The following is a 19042-nucleotide window of genomic DNA, read 5'->3' as shown; positions in this document are numbered from 1 at the left end:
GGGTCTTAAAATTTGCGCGCGATAATAGCACACTTCACTCGGCAACCAGCCACTTCTGCCAGCTGTCACGCACCAGCGTACGTTCAGCACTGAAGCTCTCCGGCGCGACATGGCCCGGAAGTTCCTGCAGGGCAAGATGGTGAAGTTCATCGCGCAGCGTTGTGTAAGCGCGGGTAAGCGCCAGCGCTTCCTGTTCGTCCATAATGTCGTTTTGCGCCAGTAATTCCAGAATGCGCACGTTATCCGACCAGCGCGTCAGCTTGGGTTTTTCGTGGGCATAGCGCAGCACCAGATATTGCGTAATAAACTCAATGTCGGTGATACCGCCTTCATCTGCTTTGATATCAAAACGATCGCGATGCTTATTGCCCAGATGGGCACGCATTTTCTCACGCATTTCGCGCACGTCTGTCTGCAATGTTTTTCCATCACGGGCGAGCGTCATGATATCGCGCCGCACCACATCAAACTGAGAGGTCAGTTGCGGGTCGCCGTACACCACACGAGCCCGCACCAGCGCCTGATGCTCCCACGTCCAGGCTTCGTTACGCTGGTAGTCAGCGAAAGCATCTGTTGAGGTCACCAGCATCCCCGCTGCGCCTGACGGACGCAGGCGTGCATCCACTTCATACAAAATGCCAGATGAGGTGCGGGTACTGAAAAGATGCATAATGCGCTGCGACAGGCGCAGATAGAACTGCCGCCCGTCAATCTCACGTTCGCCGTCCGTCATCACATCCATCGGACAGTCATGCAGGAAAATCAAGTCGAGATCGGAGCTATAGCCCAGCTCCCAACCGCCCAGTTTGCCGTAGCCAACAACGGCAAAACCGCGGCCTTCGCGATCGCCAAGATGCGTTGGCTGCCCGTAGCGGGCGACCATTTGCGTCCACGCCTGCTGAACTACGGCATCAATAATGGCTTCCGCCAGCCAGGTCAGATGATCGCTAACCTTCATCACCGGCAACGTCCCGGCGATATCAGCCGCCGCAATACGCAGCAACTGCGTTTGCTTAAACTGACGCAGGGCTTCCAGCTGCTGCTCTTCGTCATCTTCCGGTACGCGCAGTAAATACTGACGTAGCTCATCGCGATAGGCGTCAGTCGCCGTGGGCTGATACAGCGTGTTGGGGTCCAGCAGCTCATCGAGCAACAACGGATAACGTGCCAGTTGGCTGGCCACCATGGGTGAGGCAGCGCACAGCGAAATCAAGTGTTTAAGCGCCCCTGGGAATTCGCTCAGCAGTTCCAGATAAGTCGTGCGGGTGACAATACCCACCAGCAGCGGAGTAATACGCGACAACGGCACGGAGGCATCATCGCGGGAACAGACATCGCTCAACAGATGCGGCATCAAATGATCCAGCACCTGACGCCCCCGCGGGCCTATCGTGCGCTTATCCAGCTCTTTACGAAAATCGGCGATCAGCGTCAGTACACGGCGGCGATCGTCATCCGCCAGATGCATCAGCACTGGCGTCGTATCATCTTCCTGCAACGCATCCTGCCACAGCTCGCGCCACTGTTCCGACAGCGACTCTTCCTGAGTTTCGGCTTCGTCATCGCCAATTAACTCATTAAACACCCGGCGCACATTACTCATATGTACCGCCAGCATATCGGTCAGCTGCTGCCAGTCATCGACATGCATCCCCCACGCCAGTCTTGCCCGGTTCAGCTCATCACCCGGCAGCGTTTGGGTCTGTTCGTCATTGATACTCTGCAGCAGGTTTTCGAGGCGGCGTAAATAGAGATAGGCTGCTCGCAGTTGTTCCGCATCGGTATCAGACAGCAGGTGCAGCGCATTGATGGCGCTCAGTGTGGGTAAAAGCGAACGGGATTGCAGAGAAGGCTCACGCCCGCCGCGGATCAGCTGGAATACCTGAACGATAAATTCGATTTCACGAATACCGCCCGCGCCGAGCTTGATGTTGTCCTTCAGACCACGACGGCGAACTTCACGGGCAATCATTCCTTTCATGTTACGCAGGGACTGGATCACACTGAAATCGATGTAGCGACGGAAGACAAACGGTCGTAGCATGGCGCGAAGCTCGCTGACATAAGTACCGTCGGTATCGCCCATAATACGTGCTTTGACCATCGCATAGCGTTCCCAGTCGCGCCCTTGCTCCTGGTAATAATCCTCCAGCGCGGAGAAGCTCAGCACCAACGGACCGCTGTCGCCAAACGGACGTAAGCGCATGTCTACCCGATAAACAAACCCATCCATTGTTGGCTGATCCAACACTTTGATGAGCCGCTGGCCCATACGGGTAAAGAACTGCGCGTTATCCAGTTCACGCCGTCCACCCTGTGTAGAGCCATGTTCCGGCCAGGCGAAAATCAGATCGATATCGGAAGAAAAATTCAGCTCGCCGCCACCGAGTTTTCCCATCCCTAAAATCAGCAGCGGTTGCGGGGTGCCTTCCTGATTACAGGGCGTTCCCCACTCACGGCAACAGGCGTCATACAGCCAATCACGTGCGGCAATGATCAGCGTCTCCGCCAGGTGACTTAGCTGTTGCAAAATACTCTCTTCAGCCACCAGCGACAGCGTCTGCGCCCAGGCAATGCGCACCATGATGCGACGGCGGAACAGGCGCAGTTCACGCATCAACGTCGCTTCATCACTGACGTCGTACAACGCTTGCTGTAACCAGGTGACATAGTGTTGCCATTCATCAGCCTGTGGCGCGGCGCTTTCCAGCTCCACCAGCCACTCAGGATGGGCAATCACACTGTCGCGAACAAAATCACTGAATGTAAGCACTGACTTCGCCTGCACACTCAGTGAAGACTCAGATATTGCTGCTGGCAGCCGCTCAACAACGGTCGGCCAGTACTGCTGTAACGGTGAAGAGAGCTGCTTCATTTACGGGTTATCCTTTGAATGGTGCCGAATGGCGGCGTTTCGCTTTATCCGGCCTACATGACACTGACATCCATCGCGTAGGCCTGATAAGCGCAGCGCCATCAAGCATCCCGGCCTCGGTCCTGGTTATCGTTTACCGCTGTGCAGCCAGAACGGCTCCTGAGAGATCGCTTCGTTGCGGAAGTGTTCAATTTCAATATGTTGGCGGGTTTCGATGGCATGACGCAGCCCCTGCCAGTTAGCAATCCATTCTGATGCGACATTCTCATCGTAGTAACCCGCCAGCATCAGCATGCTATCAATATTGCGCGTCAGACGAGGGAGTTGATCGGCGTACTGATCGCCCAGCGGTTGCGCAAAAGCCGTTTTCAGTTCAGCGGCATGACGTGAAAGATGGGTGTCAGAAAAACGCTTAAAGGAGTCGGTAATTTTAGCCTGCGCTTTTGCATCAAGGAACGTTTGCCACCCTTTGGTTACCAGCCATTCGGTAAGTGCCAGTTTAGCCATTGCCGTTTGCGTACTATAAACCGCCGAAACGGCAGAAACGTCCGACACAATGATCGCTTCCGACTGAGTGAGCAAATCACGTAAGTGAGCGCTCGCTTTACGTGGAACATGACCACCAAAGAGCATCAGGACGTGGCGAACCAACCCTATTGCAGCCAACACGCCGGCTTTCGCACCTTTGACGCCGCGCACCCACAACTCTTCGTGATACTGCCATTGCGACAATGCCTGTTCCAGCGCCGCTTCCAGCCCTTGTTCAATGTTCGCTTTCGCAGGGACTTGCAGAATACCCGTCGGTTTGATTTCACGCGGCGCGTTCCCCTGCGCCAGATGATAACCACGAGCCGCCTTGCTCAAGCTGCCCTGGCGTAAACCGGTTTGTGACACCAGCTGACTTGCCAGCTTCAGTACCGCACGGGTATCGCCGCTCAACAACTCAAGTTCAAGCTCGCAGAGGGGTTCTGCAAACTCGCCGGCCTTCACTTCCCCCAGATCGAGAGCGATTTCAATCCGGCTGCCGTCGACATCAACCAACCATTTCTCACGGTAAAAATCGGTGCTGAACAACGGTTGCACCTGAGAGGCAAGATCGGCTGGCAGTTCACCATTGGGCCAAACCTCAGCAGGAAACAGGGTGAGATCCAGTTCCGGCGCGCTCAAGGCGACATTATATTCTGGTCGTTGATGCAGACCGCCCGTTACCCGTCCGGCAATTTTCATGGTCATTTCATAACGACCATTCTCACCACGAATACGCAGCCCCATATCATGGCCTCGCAACCAGCCATCCGAGGTTTCGTAGTAAATATTCAGCAACTGACTGGGGGCGTGATGCTCTCCCCCCAACGTATTCAGACGTTCACGTAGCGCATCTACAGCATCACTATTGACGATAAACTTTAATTCGATTTCCTGGGCCATGGTCTTGTACTTATGGGTTATGTCACAGTTGAGAAAACAGACTGCGAACTAAGTGCATTCTTTATTGTCAGTAGATAGTATTTTGCGCCAAATTGCCATGCAACGTGCAATTTGACGGGCGTAAAAGTTTCGGGTGGTGGCAAAAAGGACACAGATGATTCCGATTGATGTCGAATGCTTTGCGTAGAGACACTGATGCCACTACTATCGTTCCACTTTCTATGACAATAACGACAGCCTGATGCCAAAATTACGCCTGATTGGATTAACTTTACTCGCACTTAGCGCCACTGCAGTCTCTCATGCCGAAGAGAAGCGCTATGTCTCTGATGAACTGAACACCTGGGTCCGCAGCGGTCCAGGCGATAATTATCGCCTCGTGGGCACGGTTAACGCCGGCGAGGAAGTTACGCTTTTACAGACTGACGCCAACACCAACTACGCCCAGGTGAAAGACAGCACTGGACGTACCGCGTGGATCCCACTTAAAGAGCTGAACAGTACGCCAAGCCTGCGTACCCGTGTACCCGATCTGGAAAACCAGGTTAAGACACTGACCGATAAGCTCAATAATATCGATACCACGTGGAACCAGCGCACCGCCGATATGCAGCAAAAAGTAGCGCAAAGCGACAGCGTGATCGACGGGTTGAAGGAAGAAAACCAGAAGCTGAAGAATGAGCTTATCGTGGCGCAAAAGAAAGTCAGCGCCGCTAACCTGCAGCTTGATGACAAACAGCGCACCATCATCATGCAGTGGTTTATGTATGGCGGCGGCGTGCTCGGACTCGGCCTGCTTCTCGGTCTGGTTCTGCCACACATGATCCCAAGCCGGAAGCGCAAAGATCGCTGGATGAACTGAATCGCCTTCTCCGCCACACTGACATATGATTAAGGAATACTGTTTTTCAAAAGGAATGTGGTGTGAAGATTTATCTGGTCGGTGGTGCTGTTCGGGATGCGTTATTAGGGCTACCGATTAAAGATAAAGATTGGGTCGTTGTCGGCGCCACGCCGCAGGAGATGCTTGACGCGGGCTATCAGCAGGTAGGTCGCGATTTCCCCGTGTTTCTCCACCCACGCACCCGGGAAGAGTATGCTCTGGCGCGCACCGAACGAAAATCGGGCTCAGGCTATACCGGATTCACCTGTTATGCCGCGCCGGACGTTTCGCTGGAAGCCGATCTTCAGCGCCGCGATCTGACGATCAACGCGTTGGCCCGTGACGACGACGGAGAGATTATCGATCCGTATAACGGCCGTGGCGACCTGGAAAATCGTTTGTTGCGCCATGTATCCCCTGCTTTTAGTGAAGATCCGCTGCGCGTTCTGCGCGTGGCGCGTTTCGCTGCCCGCTATGCACACCTCGGATTTCGTGTTGCTGATGAAACCATGACGCTGATGCGCAACATGGCAGCTGCTGGCGAGCTGGAACACCTGACGCCAGAACGCGTGTGGAAAGAGACAGAAAGCGCCTTAACCACCCGTAATCCGCAGGTATTTTTCCAGGTCCTGCGCGATTGCGATGCCCTGCGCGTGCTGTTCCCGGAAGTAGATGCCCTGTTTGGCGTTCCGGCCCCCGCACAATGGCATCCGGAAATCGACACCGGCATTCACACGCTGATGACGCTGTCGATGGCGGCCATGTTAAGCCCGGAGGTCGACGTGCGTTTCGCCACGCTGTGTCACGATCTCGGTAAAGCATTGACACCCAAAGCACTCTGGCCGCGCCACCATGGTCACGGCCCGGCAGGCGTTAAGTTGGTAGAACAACTGTGCCAACGCATGCGCGTGCCCAATGACATCCGCGATTTAGCCAAACTGGTAGCCGAATTTCACGATCTGATTCATACCTTCCCGATCCTGCAGCCCAAAACCATCGTGAAACTGTTTGATTCCATTGACGCCTGGCGTAAACCGCAACGTGTGGAACAAATCGCCCTGACCAGCGAGGCCGACGTGCGTGGCCGAACCGGTTTTGAAGCAGCAGATTATCCGCAGGGCAGATTGCTGCGCGAAGCCTGGCAGGTTGCACAGGCGGTGCCAACGAAAGACGTCGTTGAGGCGGGATTCAAAGGGCCGGAAATTCGCGAGGAGCTAACCCGACGTCGCATTGCGGCGGTGGCTAGCTGGAAGGAACAGCGCTGCCCAAAAGCGTAGGAAATGCATTGCCGGATGCGCTGCGCTTATCCGGCCTACAGCTTCGAAACGGATATAACCCGTAGGCCGGATAAGGCGGAACGCCGCCATCCGGCACCACGGAAAGTCATCAGAAGAACACCACGTAAACGGCGGCGGCGACCACAAAACGATAAATCGCAAACGGAATAAACGAGATCCGTTTAATCAGTTGCAGGAAGGTTTTGATCGCCACCAGCGCCACAACAAATGCCGTCACGAAGCCGACAGCAAACATCGGAATATCTGACGCAGTCAGGAACGACCAGCTTTTGTAGAGATCCAGCGCCGTCGCGCCCATCATCATCGGAACCGCCAGCAGGAATGAGAATTCAGATGCCGCATAACGGCTCACACCCATCAGCATACCGCCAGAGATAGTCGCTCCGGAGCGGGAAAAACCGGGCCATAGCGCCAGACACTGGAAACAGCCAATCATAAACGCCTGGCGGTAAGTCATATCGTCCAGACCCGGCGCACGCGGCTCTTTTGGTTTGAGGCACTCTGCGACAATCAGCAGCACGCCCCCCACCACCAGCGCGTACATCACATTGATTGGGTTAAACAATGACTTGATGGTGTCGTGGAAGACCAGACCCAGAACCACAGCAGGAACCATCCCCAACAAGATATGCCCGAGGGTCAGTCGCCCTTTGCCAGTACCTTCATACGGAGTCTTGCCAAAGTGAATGCCAATTAAACCAAACAGACGTCGCCAGAACATCACCACAACCGCCAGAATGGAACCCAGTTGGATCACGACTTCAAACGTTTTTGCGGTATCGCCCTCAAAACCTAGCAGGTGGCCAACAATTATCATATGGCCGGTACTGGAAACGGGTAGGAACTCCGTCAGCCCTTCGACCACACCCAAAATTGCCGCTACCAGCAGCGAGTGCATATCACTCATCAATAAACCCCTAACGAAAGAGAAAAAGCACGGCAAAAAAGAGCCGACGTCAGGACTCTTTTATACCTGTTTGGTTTAGATATTATTAAGTTAATTATTTTCTTTCAGATTATTGCTACGTTCGATGATAACCCCGACGTTTGCCGCACGGGCCACCGCACCAGGTTTGCTCAGCTTGATGCGCACCCATGGAGAATTAAAGCGGCTGAGCAGGAGATCCGCCACCTCTTCCGCCACACGTTCTACCAGTGCAAAACGCCCACCTTCCACATGATTAACAACTGTTTGAGCAATATCAGCATAGCTCAGGCAATCAGCGACATCATCACTTTTGGCAGATTTACGGTTATCCCATGCCATTTCGATATCGAACACCAGTTTTTGTTCGATAGTTTGTTCCCAGTCATAAACACCGATAGTGGTGATTACTGAAAGTTGCTCTATAAATACAATATCCATCACGACCTGCCTGCTTTTTGGCTAACCCGGATACCACTTCCGGCGAAATATGCGTATTATCCACAGAAGTAGCGTTTTACACGACATTTTCAAAACGGAACAGCTTATGAGTGCAATCGCGCCTGGAATGATCATCTTCGCGTACCTCTGCGGCTCAATTTCCAGTGCCATTCTGGTATGCCGCCTCGCTGGATTGCCGGACCCGCGTACAAGCGGCTCAGGGAATCCGGGCGCGACAAACGTGCTGCGAATTGGAGGCAAAGGAGCCGCCGTCGCCGTGCTGATTTTCGACGTCCTGAAAGGTATGTTACCCGTCTGGGGGGCATACGCGCTAGGCGTCAGCCCCTTCTGGTTGGGATTGATCGCTATCGCGGCCTGCCTGGGGCATATTTGGCCGATATTTTTCGGCTTTAAAGGTGGAAAAGGCGTCGCCACCGCCTTTGGCGCGATTGCGCCGATTGGTTGGGATCTTACTGGCGTAATGGCCGGCACCTGGCTGCTCACCGTCCTGCTGAGCGGCTATTCATCATTAGGCGCTATCGTCAGCGCACTGATTGCGCCGTTCTACGTCTGGTGGTTCAACCCTCAGTTCACCTTTCCGGTCTCCATGCTGTCATGCTTAATTCTGCTGCGTCACCATGACAACATCCAGCGTCTGTGGCGTCGTCAGGAGACAAAAATCTGGACCAAGCTAAAGAAAAAGCGCGAAAAAGACCCTGAATGATTTTCTTGCCGGATGGCGACGCGAACGCGTCTTATCCGGCTTGTGGGATCTGATACCCCTCAACAGGCTTACCCAATCTGTGTTGACACCACGCAGCCAGAAACTCCACGCACACACGCAGCTTCACGCTGCGATACAGCGGCTCCTTATAAACCGCCCAAATATTGGCGCTCTGCGCGTAGCCTGGCAGTACACGAACCAACTCGCCGCTGCGCAGGAACGGCTGCACATCCCATTCGGAGCGTAACATAATCCCTTTTCCTTGCAGCGCCCATTGCAGCACAATCTCACCGCTGTTGGACGAAAGGTGCCCTGCCACCTTAACCGTTTTTTTCTCCTGACCGTTGTCGAGCTCCCATACCCCGTGGGTCATATCGCGCTCTTTCGTTACCAGGCAATCGTGATGACTTAATTCCTGTAACGTCATCGGCTGGCCATATTTTTGTAAATATATCGGTGCGGCACACAATATTCTTTTATTTTTCGTTAACAAATGTGCAATATAATAATCAGGAATGTCATCATTAATTCGAATATCCAGATCGATATTATCCTGAGCTAAATCAATTTGCCGATCGTAAAGCTCAAAATGCACCTGTAATTCAGGATAGCTGTGCATCAATTCGGTAATTGCCGGGGCAATATAACTACGCCCAAATCCAAAACTACAGCCGATACGAATCATCCCTTCCGGACGCGTTTTGATTTGTGTAACGTCATCCACCAGATGCTGATAACGGGCAAGGATCTCCAGCGCATGTTCATAACAGCGTTGCCCGCTTTCCGTGAGTGCCACGCCGCGCGCAGAGCGGCTAAGCAGTGTTGTGCTCAGCGTAGATTCGAGGATCTGAATGCGTTTTGTCACAAACGCGGGCGTTTGTCCAAGCGTCGCGGCGGCTGCGCTAAAGCTGCCACTATGAACAATCTCAACCAGCACCTGCAGGTCTTTCGCCAGGGGATAAGTGTTCAGCATATTCAGTATATCCGTGATGTTGTTAACCGCAGTGTAATTCTCTGATGCGAATGAAACCCTGCCCTCGCGCAATTTTTATTGCCTTATCCGGACATCATTCACGAACTGTTAATTGGATATTCACAGTGGCAAATAATATAAAACCACATTTTTAGTGTTAGTTTGTGCCGGAGAATTTATTTCCAGATAAATAAAAGAACTGGAGTTAACAAGATGAGCAAGCAAAATAACCAAAATGCGATAAATACGCTGACGAACATTGTCGCAGACTTTACCGCCATGATTTCTACCCGCATGCCTGACGACGTCGTAGATAAATTAAAACAGCTACGCGAAGGTGAAACCTCGCCGATGGGTAAAATCATTTACCACACCATGTTTGACAACATGCAGAAGGCTATCGACCTGAATCGCCCGGCCTGTCAGGACACCGGCGAAATCATGTTCTTTGTAAAAGTCGGCTCCCGCTTTCCGCTACTGGGCGAACTGCAAAGCATTTTGAAACAAGCCGTTGAAGACGCGACCGTCAAAGCGCCGCTGCGTCATAACGCGGTCGAGATTTTTGACGAAGTGAATACCGGTAAAAATACCGGTACCGGTGTGCCGTGGGTCACCTGGGATATCATCCCTGACGGCGACGATGCAGAAATCGAAGTCTACATGGCGGGCGGTGGCTGTACGCTGCCGGGACGATCCAAAGTGTTAATGCCTTCTGAAGGCTACGAAGGCGTAGTGAAATTTGTCTTCGAAAATATCTCCACGCTGGCGGTCAATGCCTGCCCGCCGGTGCTGGTCGGTGTCGGTATTGCGACCTCCGTAGAAACTGCGGCCGTGCTGTCACGAAAAGCGGTACTGCGTCCTATCGGGTCACGTCACCCGAACCCGAAAGCGGCTGAACTGGAACTGCGCCTGGAAGAGGGACTTAACCGTCTGGGCATTGGCCCACAAGGGTTGACCGGGAATAGCTCCGTCATGGGCGTACATATCGAATCTGCCGCACGCCATCCCTCCACTATCGGCGTTGCCGTCTCTACTGGCTGCTGGGCGCACCGTCGCGGCACGCTGCTGGTTCATGCTGATCTCTCCTTCGAAAATCTGTCTCACACCCGGAGCGCGTTATGAAAAAGATCCTGACAACCCCGATCAAAGCCGAAGATCTGGCAGACATCCGCGTTGGCGATGTCATTTACCTGACCGGTACGCTGGTGACTTGTCGCGACGTGTGCCACCGCCGCCTGATCGAACTTAAGCGCCCGATCCCGTACGATCTAAACGGTAAAGCAATTTTCCACGCCGGACCGATCGTGCGTAAGAACGGTGAAAAATGGGAGATGGTTTCCGTTGGCCCAACCACCAGCATGCGTATGGAAGCCTTCGAGAAAGAGTTCATTGAACAAACAGGTGTGAAACTGGTGGTCGGTAAGGGCGGTATGGGGCCGTTGACGGAAGAAGGCTGCAAGCAGTTCAAAGCGCTGCACGTGATCTTCCCGGCTGGCTGCGCAGTCGTTGCGGCAACCCAGGTTGAAGAGATCGAAGAAGTGCACTGGACGGAGTTGGGCATGCCGGAATCCCTGTGGGTATGCCGGGTAAAAGAGTTCGGCCCACTGATTGTTTCCATCGACACCCACGGCAATAACCTGATCGCTGAAAACAAAAAGTTATTCGCTGAACGCCGCGAGCCGATCGTGGAAGAAATCTGCGAGCACGTGCACTACATCAGATAACCCTTCCGGAGGGGCGCTGCGCCCCTCCCCCTTTCGCAGGGATACAACAATGGCACCTTTAGCTGGTTGGTGGCGATACCTGGCTCCGCTGGTGGTTATCGCCATTATTGATGTTCTGCCCGTTCCCACCGGTCTTGAGAGCCACACCTGGCTCTATTTTGCCGTCTTTACCGGTGTGATTGTCGGGCTCATTCTGGAACCTGTACCGGGTGCAGTAGTCGCGATGATAGGTATTTCGATTATCGCGGTACTGTCGCCGTGGATCCTGTTCAGCCCGGAGCAACTCGCGCAGGACGGTTTTAAATTTACCGCCAAATCGCTGTCATGGGCGGTATCGGGTTTTTCTAACTCAGTTATCTGGCTGATTTTCGCTGCTTTTATGTTTGGCACCGGCTATGAGAAAACCGGACTTGGTCGACGTATTGCGCTGATGCTGGTGAAAAAGATGGGGCACCGTACGTTGTTTCTCGGCTACGCGGTGATGTTCTCTGAACTGATCCTTGCTCCTGTCACACCCTCTAACTCTGCGCGTGGCGCCGGAATAATCTACCCGATTATCCGCAACCTGCCGCCGCTGTATAACTCACAGCCCAATGATCCCAGCGCCCGCTCTATCGGCTCTTACATTATGTGGATGGGGATTGTCGCTGATTGCGTTACCAGCGCTATTTTCTTAACGGCAATGGCACCAAACCTGCTGCTAATCGGTCTGATGAAAGGCGCATCTCACACGGCGCTAAGCTGGGGCGACTGGTTCTTAGGGATGTTACCGCTGAGTATTTTGCTGGTGTTGATCGTGCCCTGGCTGGCGTACGTGTTGTACCCGCCGGTGCTAAAATCCGGCGACCAGGTACCGCGCTGGGCAGACACCGAGCTAAAAGCAATGGGGCCGCTGTGTGTGCGCGAGAAAAAGATGCTGGTGCTGATGGTCGGCGCGCTGGTGCTGTGGATCTTCGGCGGTGACTATATCGATGCCGCGATGGTCGGTTACAGCGTGGTAGCACTGATGCTGGTGCTGCGCATCATTAGCTGGGATGACATCGTCAGCAATAAAGCCGCGTGGAACGTCTTTTTCTGGCTGGCCTCGCTGATAACGCTCGCCACCGGGCTCAATAACACCGGTTTTATTACCTGGTTCGGCAAGCTGCTGGCAAACGGGCTGAGCGGCTATTCGCCAATGATGGTGATGGTGGCACTGATCGTGGTGTTTTATCTGCTGCGCTACTTCTTTGCCAGCGCCACGGCCTATACCTCGGCACTGGCGCCGATGATGATTGCCGCCGCGCTGGCGATGCCCGCTATCCCACTACCCGTCTTCTGCCTGATGGTGGGTGCGGCGATTGGTTTGGGCAGCATTCTGACCCCCTATGCAACCGGCCCAAGCCCTATCTACTACGGTAGCGGCTATTTACCGACGGTAGATTACTGGCGATTAGGTGCCATTTTCGGCCTGATCTTCCTCGTGCTGCTGGTAATAACCGGCCTGGTCTGGATGCCCCTCGTTTTACTGTAAACCCCATTGGGGCGGCGTATTGTCGCCCCTTTTTCCATAAGCTTCTCATATGACCCTTTTCCCACTGCGCTGAGGCATACTTTTTTGTATGCAAATACCCTCATGCCGATAAGGGAAACGCTCTGGATACGGTTGCGCACGAGACACATACACGGGGCTGGCAGGCCGAACTGGATCTGCAGTTTACCCGCACCACACACAAAACGGTGCTTGCCTCGTCGCATCATCACGGCCCGTTAACGGTCCAGCGCCCGTTTTACCCGGAAGAGGACGTTTGCCATCTCTATTTGCTTCATCCACCGGCGGGGATCGTCGGCGGGGATGAGCTCCATATCGCCGTAACGCTCGACGAAAACAGCCACGCGTTAATCACCCAGCCAGGCGCGGGAAAATTTTATCGCAGCCGTGGGCCGCAGGCGCAGCTACGCCAGCATTTTACCCTCGCCCCACACGCCACGCTGGAGTGGCTACCGCAGGACACGATCCTCTTTCCCGGCGCCAATGCCACTCTCCAGTCAGTCTTTCACCTGACACATGAAAGTCATCTGTTTGCCTGGGATCTCTTGTGTCTCGGACGACCGGTACTGCAGGAAACGTTCAGTCACGGCACGCTGCAGAACCGTCTGGAAGTATGGCGGGATGGACAACCGCTCCTGATAGAACGCCTGAAGTTGCAGGGTGGAGACTTGAGCAGCATTGCCCGGCATCCCTGGGTTGGCACACTGCTGTGCTACCCGGCGAACGAAAATATTCTGGAAGGAGTACGTGAACGGCTCACACCACTGGGAAATTACGCCGGAGCCACGCTTAACGACGCATTGCTTACGCTACGTTTTCTGGCAGATGACAACCTGGTCGTTCAGCGCGTGATGCGCGATATCTGGCAATTTGTACGCCCACTGCTTACGCAGAAATCTCCTGTACTCCCGCGAATCTGGCAAACCTAAGAGAACCCTTATGGAACTGACCCCCCGAGAAAAAGACAAGCTGTTGCTGTTTACCGCTGCGTTGGTGGCAGAGCGCCGCCTGGCCCGCGGGCTAAAGCTGAACTACCCGGAATCAGTAGCGTTGATCAGCGCTTTTATTATGGAAGGTGCGCGCGATGGCAAAACTGTTGCCTCACTGATGGAAGACGGTCGCCACGTTCTCACCCGCGATCAAGTGATGGAAGGCGTTCCGGAGATGATCCCGGATATTCAGGTAGAAGCCACGTTTCCGGACGGTTCTAAGCTGGTCACCGTCCATACCCCGATCGTTTAAGGAGCAGCAATGATCCCTGGTGAATATCAGATCTCAACGGGAACTATCGCGATCAATTCGGGCCGGACAACCCGCACGATCGTGGTGGAAAATCATGGCGACCGCCCCATCCAGGTGGGATCGCACTATCACTTTTACGAAGCCAATCCAGCGCTACATTTTGACCGTCAGTCCGCACGCGGTTTTCGCCTGAATATTGCTGCGGGTACCGCAGTACGTTTCGAACCCGGACAAAAGCGGGAAGTCGAACTGGTGCGTGTGGCCGGTGCACAGCGGATCGTGGGTTTTCGCGGTGAAGTCATGGGTGCACTGGAGGCAGACAATGAGTGAACTGTCCCGGCAGGCCTACGTTGATATGTTTGGCCCGACCACCGGCGATAAAGTACGGCTGGCAGATACGGAACTGTGGATCGAAGTAGAAAAAGACTTCACCACCTACGGCGAAGAGGTCAAATTCGGCGGCGGAAAAGTGATCCGCGACGGTATGGGTCAGGGTCAAATGCGCGCGCAAGCGTGTGTGGATCTGGTGATAACCAACGCGCTGATCGTCGATCACTGGGGGATCGTTAAAGCGGATATTGGCATCAAGAACGGCAGGATCTTCGCCATTGGCAAAGCCGGTAACCCGGATATTCAACCTGACGTCACGATCCCTGTCGGCGTTGGCACGGAAGCGATCGCCGGAGAAGGTAAGATCGTCACCGCGGGCGGCGTGGATACGCATATTCACTGGATCTGCCCGCAGCAGGCGCAAGAAGCACTGGTATCCGGCGTGACGACAATGATCGGCGGCGGTACGGGACCGGCAGCAGGAACCCATGCCACCACCTGTACGCCAGGTCCATGGTATATCGCCCGTATGCTGCAGGCGGCTGATGCGCTGCCGGTTAACATCGGTTTGCTGGGCAAAGGCAACGGCTCAAATCCTGACGCCCTGCGCGAGCAAATCAGCGCGGGGGCAATTGGCCTGAAGATCCACGAAGACTGGGGTGCCACCCCGGCAGCTATCGACTGCGCACTGACCGTCGCTGATGAAATGGACATTCAGGTCGCGCTGCACAGCGACACGTTGAATGAGTCTGGCTTCGTCGAAGACACGCTGGCGGCAATTGGCGATCGCACGATTCATACCTTTCACACCGAAGGGGCGGGTGGCGGCCATGCGCCGGACATCATCACCGCCTGCGCACACGCGAATATCCTGCCCTCTTCTACCAACCCAACGCTGCCTTACACCGTCAACACCATCGACGAGCACCTCGATATGTTAATGGTCTGCCACCACCTCGACCCGGATATCGCCGAGGACGTGGCTTTTGCCGAATCGCGTATTCGTCGGGAAACGATCGCCGCCGAAGATGTGCTGCACGATATTGGCGCATTTTCCCTGACCTCATCTGATTCTCAGGCCATGGGGCGTGTGGGCGAAGTGATCCTGCGTACCTGGCAAGTGGCGCACCGCATGAAGGTCCAGCGCGGTCCGCTGGCGGAAGAAACCGGCGATAACGATAACCAACGCGTTAAACGCTATATCGCCAAATACACCATCAACCCGGCGCTGACCCACGGTATCGCCCACGAAGTCGGTTCCATTGAGCCTGGCAAACTGGCTGACCTGGTGCTGTGGTCACCGGCATTCTTTGGTGTAAAACCGGCAACAATCGTTAAGGGCGGGATGATTGCCTGCGCACCAATGGGCGATATCAACGCCTCGATCCCGACTCCGCAGCCGGTGCATTACCGCATGATGTTTGGCGCGCTCGGCGCGGCGCGGCATCACAGTCGTCTGACATTTATCTCTCAGGCTGCTGATGCGCTAAACCTCCCGCTACAGCTCAATCTGCAAAGTGCCATCGCTGTCGTTAAGGGCTGCCGGACGGTGAAAAAAGCCGACATGATCCACAACAGCCTACAGCCCAATATCACCGTCGATGCCCAAACCTACGAGGTGCGTATTGATGGCGAACTTATCACCAGCGAACCGGCAGATGTGTTGCCGATGGCGCAACGCTATTTCCTGTTTTAAGGAGTGACGATGATCTACCTGACCCAACGCCTTAACCACGCTCATCCTGTCACTGCAAGCGTCACGCTGCCCATTGATATTCGGGTAAAAAGTCGCGCCAGAGTCGCGTTGAACGATGGCCGCGAAGCCGGGCTGATGCTGCCGCGAGGCTTACTGTTGCGCGGCGGCGATCTGCTGACCAACGACGAAGGCAGCGAAGTCATCGAAGTCATCGCCGCGCCGGAGTCGGTTTCTGTTGTGCGCTGCGCCGATCCTTTCCTGCTCGCTAAAGCCTGTTATCACCTCGGCAACCGCCACGTTCCTCTGCAAATCCTGCCCGCTGAATTGCGCTACCACCACGATCATGTGCTGGACGATATGCTGCGCCAGTTCAACCTCGAGGTCACGTTCGCCCAGTTGCCGTTTGAACCAGAGGCAGGCGCTTATGCCAGCGAGTCACACGGCCATCATCACGGTCATGCGCACTGATGCATAACACCCAACAGCTGCGCCTGATGCAGCTTGCCAGCAGCAGTTTACCGGTCGGAGCGTTTACCTGGTCCCAGGGCCTGGAGTGGGCGGTCGAGATCGGCTGGGTGACAAGCGTCGATGACTTCTCTGGCTGGCAAATCCAGCAGATGGAACAGAACTTTTTTACCGTCGACCTGCCGCTACTGGCGAGACTTTATCGTGCCTGCGAGCAGGACGATCTTACGGCGGCACATCGCTGGACGGCCTGGTTATTGGCCTGCCGGGAAACCCGCGAACTGCGGGATGAAGAACGCAGCCGGGGCGCCGCTTTTACGCGCCTGGTCACCGACTGGGAGCCCGATTGTTCCCCACAATGGCGCGCGCTCTTTAGTGAAAGCCAGCTCTGCGGCATGGCCTGGCTGGGCGTACGCTGGAAAATCCCGCTGACAGAGCTGGCGTTAAGCTTCGGCTACAGCTGGATTGAAAGCGCGGTGATGGCCGGCGTCAAACTGGTCCCCTTTGGTCAGCAGGCGGCGCAGCGCTTGATTATCTCGCTTTGCGATCGCTATGCGCAGGATCTGGCACAGGCACTGGCTTGCCCTGACGCCAGTCTCGGCTCCTCAACGCCACTGGCCGCCATCGCCTCTGCCCGGCATGAAACGCAATATTCCCGACTATTCCGCTCCTGAGGAGAAAACATGAATACACACAAACATCCCCTGCGCGTGGGCGTAGGCGGCCCGGTGGGTTCCGGCAAAACGGCGCTGCTGGAAGCGTTATGCAAAGCCATGCGCAGCAGCTATCAGTTGGCGGTGGTGACCAACGATATCTACACCAAAGAAGATCAGCGCATTCTCACCGAGGCGGGCGCACTGGAGCCAGACAGGATCGTCGGTGTGGAAACCGGCGGCTGCCCGCATACCGCCATCCGCGAAGATGCATCGATGAATCTGGCTGCCGTAGAAGCACTGAGTGAGAAATTCGGCAATCTGGATCTGATTTTTGTGGAAAGCGGCGGCGATAATCTGAGCGCTACCTTCAGCCCGGAACTCGCGGACCTGACGATCTATGTGATCGACGTTGCTGAAGGCGAGAAGATCCCGCGTAAAGGTGGTCCGGGGATCACCAAATCCGATTTTCTGGTGATCAATAAAACCGATCTGGCTCCTTACGTCGGCGCATCACTGGAGGTGATGGAGCGCGATACCTTGCGCATGCGCGGCGAGCGTCCATGGACGTTCAGTAATTTAAAATCCGGAGAGGGTCTGGAAACAATTATCGCGTTTCTGGAAGAGAAGGGAATGTTGCGGATGTAGTGAGAATTATCGCCGGGTGGCGGCTTCGCCTGACCCGGCCTACGGTTTTTTTGCCCGGTAAACACAGCGCCACCGGGCAAAAAAACTTATGCCGCCGGTAATTCCGCCAGCGGCCAGCGTGGACGTACCGTCACGCCAAGATCCGCCGTCGCGCCCGCTTTAAAACGCACCATGCCGGCATAGGCGATCATTGCCCCGTTGTCGGTGCAAAATTCCGGACGCGCATAGAACACTTCGCCACGGCGTTTTTGCATCATCTCGGCCAGTTTTGCACGCAGTGTGCGGTTCGCACTGACGCCTCCCGCCATCACCAGACGTTTAAAACCGGTTTGATCCAGTGCGCGCTTGCACTTGATCATCAGCGTATCGACGACCGCATCTTCAAAGGCTCGGGCGATGTCTGCGCGGGTCTGATCGTCATTTTCGTTATTACGAATGGTATTTGCGGCGAAGGTTTTCAGACCGGAGAAGCTGAAATCCAGCCCTGGACGGTCGGTCATCGGGCGCGGGAAGACAAAACGCTTTTCAACGCCTTGCGAAGCCAGTTTTGACAGCATTGGACCGCCAGGATAATCCAGCCCCAGCAGCTTGGCCGTTTTATCGAATGCTTCGCCAGCGGCATCATCAATCGATTCGCCCAGCAGTTCATACTGGCCAATTCCGGTGACGCTAATCAGCTGCGTATGACCGCCGGAAACCAGCAGCGCGACGAACGGGAACGCAGGGGGATTCTCTTCCAGCATCGGCGCCAGCAGATGCCCTTCCATATGGTGCACAGGAATTGCCGGTACGCCCCAGGCGAACGCCAGCGAACGTCCTACGGTCGCGCCAACCAGCAGCGCGCCAACCAGACCAGGACCTGCGGTATAGGCTACCGCGTCAATCTCTTTGGCTGTCAGTCCCGCCTCTTTCAGCGCGGCCTGGATCAGCGGTACGGTTTTACGTACGTGATCGCGCGAGGCCAGTTCTGGCACTACGCCGCCGTAGTCAGCGTGTAATTTCACCTGACTATACAATTGGTTGGCTAAAAGACCTTTTTCATCGTCGTAAATGGCGATGCCGGTTTCATCGCAGGATGTTTCAATACCCAGTACACGCATGACTTGTTTTACCTCGCTTTATTACCGCGCAGTGTAGGACCAATGCGGGTTGATGTAAAACTTTGTTCGCCCCAGGAGTTTCGCTCGTGTATACTCCTTGTCCTTA

At 54.9% G+C, this 19042-nt stretch carries 19 protein-coding genes; 13 read left to right on the top strand and 6 right to left on the bottom strand.

Annotated elements, in window-relative coordinates; all coding sequences use genetic code 11:
• Positions 1-34 precede the first annotated feature (34 nt).
• Both glnE and RYZ59_RS13635 read right to left on the bottom strand, forming a co-directional pair.
• Positions 35-2875, bottom strand: a complete 2841-nt coding sequence (gene glnE, locus RYZ59_RS13640; protein WP_318048658.1) for a bifunctional [glutamate--ammonia ligase]-adenylyl-L-tyrosine phosphorylase/[glutamate--ammonia-ligase] adenylyltransferase — start codon at positions 2873-2875, stop codon at positions 35-37.
• A 126-nt stretch (positions 2876-3001) separates the two neighbouring features.
• Positions 3002-4303, bottom strand: coding sequence for an inorganic triphosphatase (locus RYZ59_RS13635; protein WP_318048659.1), 1302 nt, complete (start codon positions 4301-4303; stop codon positions 3002-3004).
• A gap of 241 nt (positions 4304-4544) precedes the next feature.
• Between RYZ59_RS13635 and RYZ59_RS13630 the strand changes: the two genes are divergently transcribed.
• Together RYZ59_RS13630 and RYZ59_RS13625 are read left to right on the top strand one after the other, a co-directional pair.
• Positions 4545-5165, top strand: coding sequence for a TIGR04211 family SH3 domain-containing protein (locus tag RYZ59_RS13630; RefSeq protein ID WP_137382547.1), 621 nt, complete (start codon positions 4545-4547; stop codon positions 5163-5165).
• A 62-nt stretch (positions 5166-5227) separates the two neighbouring features.
• Positions 5228-6463 carry a multifunctional CCA addition/repair protein gene (locus tag RYZ59_RS13625; protein WP_318048660.1) on the top strand — a complete coding sequence of 412 codons (1236 nt, stop codon included), beginning with the start codon at positions 5228-5230 and terminating at the stop codon, positions 6461-6463.
• A 109-nt stretch (positions 6464-6572) separates the two neighbouring features.
• Here RYZ59_RS13625 and bacA read toward each other — a convergent pair whose 3' ends face one another.
• Together bacA and folB are read right to left on the bottom strand one after the other, a co-directional pair.
• Positions 6573-7391 (bottom strand): undecaprenyl-diphosphate phosphatase, encoded by an 819-nt coding sequence (gene bacA / locus RYZ59_RS13620; protein WP_318048662.1) that lies wholly within the window; start codon positions 7389-7391, stop codon positions 6573-6575.
• Positions 7392-7481: 90 nt separating this feature from the next.
• Positions 7482-7850: a bifunctional dihydroneopterin aldolase/7,8-dihydroneopterin epimerase gene (gene folB / locus RYZ59_RS13615; RefSeq protein WP_137382544.1), complete on the bottom strand. Its 369-nt coding sequence runs from the start codon at positions 7848-7850 to the stop codon at positions 7482-7484.
• 106 nt (positions 7851-7956) lie between these two features.
• On the opposite strand from folB, the gene plsY reads away from it, so the two are divergent.
• On the top strand, positions 7957-8574 hold the full coding sequence (plsY, locus tag RYZ59_RS13610; protein ID WP_202037729.1) for a glycerol-3-phosphate 1-O-acyltransferase PlsY: 618 nt from the start codon (positions 7957-7959) through the stop codon (positions 8572-8574).
• Between the two features lie 31 nt (positions 8575-8605).
• Here plsY and ttdR read toward each other — a convergent pair whose 3' ends face one another.
• Positions 8606-9547, bottom strand: a complete 942-nt coding sequence (gene ttdR / locus RYZ59_RS13605; RefSeq protein ID WP_318048665.1) for an L-tartrate utilization transcriptional activator TtdR — start codon at positions 9545-9547, stop codon at positions 8606-8608.
• Positions 9548-9760: 213 nt separating this feature from the next.
• Between ttdR and ttdA the strand changes: the two genes are divergently transcribed.
• The 10 genes from ttdA (at position 9761) to ureG (ending at position 17836) form a co-directional block, all read left to right on the top strand.
• Entirely contained in the window at positions 9761-10669 is a 909-nt protein-coding gene (ttdA, locus tag RYZ59_RS13600) for a L(+)-tartrate dehydratase subunit alpha (protein WP_202037727.1), read from the top strand.
• Entirely contained in the window at positions 10666-11271 is a 606-nt protein-coding gene (ttdB, locus tag RYZ59_RS13595; RefSeq protein ID WP_318048668.1) for a L(+)-tartrate dehydratase subunit beta, read from the top strand. The genes ttdA and ttdB overlap by 4 nt, the downstream gene beginning before the upstream one ends.
• A gap of 49 nt (positions 11272-11320) precedes the next feature.
• Positions 11321-12784 (top strand): anion permease, encoded by a 1464-nt coding sequence (locus RYZ59_RS13590; protein WP_318048669.1) that lies wholly within the window; start codon positions 11321-11323, stop codon positions 12782-12784.
• Positions 12785-12906: 122 nt separating this feature from the next.
• Positions 12907-13731 (top strand): urease accessory protein UreD, encoded by an 825-nt coding sequence (locus RYZ59_RS13585; protein ID WP_318048688.1) that lies wholly within the window; start codon positions 12907-12909, stop codon positions 13729-13731.
• A 10-nt stretch (positions 13732-13741) separates the two neighbouring features.
• The gene (locus RYZ59_RS13580; protein ID WP_137382538.1) at positions 13742-14044 is read left to right on the top strand and encodes an urease subunit gamma; all 303 of its coding nucleotides are present in this window, start codon (positions 13742-13744) and stop codon (positions 14042-14044) included.
• Between the two features lie 9 nt (positions 14045-14053).
• A complete protein-coding gene (locus RYZ59_RS13575; RefSeq protein ID WP_137382537.1) occupies positions 14054-14374 on the top strand; it encodes an urease subunit beta in 321 nt (106 codons plus the stop codon).
• Complete coding sequence (ureC, locus tag RYZ59_RS13570; RefSeq protein WP_318048670.1) at positions 14367-16070, top strand: urease subunit alpha; 1704 nt, start codon at positions 14367-14369, stop codon at positions 16068-16070. The genes RYZ59_RS13575 and ureC overlap by 8 nt, the downstream gene beginning before the upstream one ends.
• Before the next feature lie 9 nt (positions 16071-16079).
• Positions 16080-16538 (top strand): urease accessory protein UreE, encoded by a 459-nt coding sequence (gene ureE / locus RYZ59_RS13565; protein ID WP_137382802.1) that lies wholly within the window; start codon positions 16080-16082, stop codon positions 16536-16538.
• Positions 16538-17209, top strand: a complete 672-nt coding sequence (locus RYZ59_RS13560; RefSeq protein WP_318048673.1) for an urease accessory protein UreF — start codon at positions 16538-16540, stop codon at positions 17207-17209. Before ureE ends, RYZ59_RS13560 begins: the two co-directional genes overlap by 1 nt.
• A gap of 9 nt (positions 17210-17218) precedes the next feature.
• Positions 17219-17836, top strand: coding sequence for an urease accessory protein UreG (gene ureG / locus RYZ59_RS13555; RefSeq protein WP_318048674.1), 618 nt, complete (start codon positions 17219-17221; stop codon positions 17834-17836).
• 86 nt (positions 17837-17922) lie between these two features.
• Here ureG and tsaD read toward each other — a convergent pair whose 3' ends face one another.
• On the bottom strand, positions 17923-18936 hold the full coding sequence (tsaD, locus tag RYZ59_RS13550; protein ID WP_038633989.1) for a tRNA (adenosine(37)-N6)-threonylcarbamoyltransferase complex transferase subunit TsaD: 1014 nt from the start codon (positions 18934-18936) through the stop codon (positions 17923-17925).
• Positions 18937-19042 lie beyond the last annotated feature (106 nt).

The organism is Citrobacter sp. HN-141, from assembly GCF_033341895.1.
GTDB lineage: Bacteria > Pseudomonadota > Gammaproteobacteria > Enterobacterales > Enterobacteriaceae > Citrobacter.
The sequence above is the reverse complement of the archived record's forward strand: the minus strand, read 5'-3'. Positions and strand labels throughout refer to the sequence as shown.

Coding starts and splice junctions, on each gene's coding strand:
- glnE (WP_318048658.1), bottom strand. CDS start 2,875: ATGAAGCAGCTCTCTTCACCGTTACAGCAGTACTGGCCGACCGTTGTT.
- RYZ59_RS13635 (WP_318048659.1), bottom strand. CDS start 4,303: ATGGCCCAGGAAATCGAATTAAAGTTTATCGTCAATAGTGATGCTGTA.
- RYZ59_RS13630 (WP_137382547.1), top strand. CDS start 4,545: ATGCCAAAATTACGCCTGATTGGATTAACTTTACTCGCACTTAGCGCC.
- bacA (WP_318048662.1), bottom strand. CDS start 7,391: ATGAGTGATATGCACTCGCTGCTGGTAGCGGCAATTTTGGGTGTGGTC.
- folB (WP_137382544.1), bottom strand. CDS start 7,850: ATGGATATTGTATTTATAGAGCAACTTTCAGTAATCACCACTATCGGT.
- plsY (WP_202037729.1), top strand. CDS start 7,957: ATGAGTGCAATCGCGCCTGGAATGATCATCTTCGCGTACCTCTGCGGC.
- ttdR (WP_318048665.1), bottom strand. CDS start 9,547: ATGCTGAACACTTATCCCCTGGCGAAAGACCTGCAGGTGCTGGTTGAG.
- ttdA (WP_202037727.1), top strand. CDS start 9,761: ATGAGCAAGCAAAATAACCAAAATGCGATAAATACGCTGACGAACATT.
- ttdB (WP_318048668.1), top strand. CDS start 10,666: ATGAAAAAGATCCTGACAACCCCGATCAAAGCCGAAGATCTGGCAGAC.
- RYZ59_RS13590 (WP_318048669.1), top strand. CDS start 11,321: ATGGCACCTTTAGCTGGTTGGTGGCGATACCTGGCTCCGCTGGTGGTT.
- RYZ59_RS13580 (WP_137382538.1), top strand. CDS start 13,742: ATGGAACTGACCCCCCGAGAAAAAGACAAGCTGTTGCTGTTTACCGCT.
- RYZ59_RS13575 (WP_137382537.1), top strand. CDS start 14,054: ATGATCCCTGGTGAATATCAGATCTCAACGGGAACTATCGCGATCAAT.
- ureC (WP_318048670.1), top strand. CDS start 14,367: ATGAGTGAACTGTCCCGGCAGGCCTACGTTGATATGTTTGGCCCGACC.
- ureE (WP_137382802.1), top strand. CDS start 16,080: ATGATCTACCTGACCCAACGCCTTAACCACGCTCATCCTGTCACTGCA.
- RYZ59_RS13560 (WP_318048673.1), top strand. CDS start 16,538: ATGCATAACACCCAACAGCTGCGCCTGATGCAGCTTGCCAGCAGCAGT.
- ureG (WP_318048674.1), top strand. CDS start 17,219: ATGAATACACACAAACATCCCCTGCGCGTGGGCGTAGGCGGCCCGGTG.
- tsaD (WP_038633989.1), bottom strand. CDS start 18,936: ATGCGTGTACTGGGTATTGAAACATCCTGCGATGAAACCGGCATCGCC.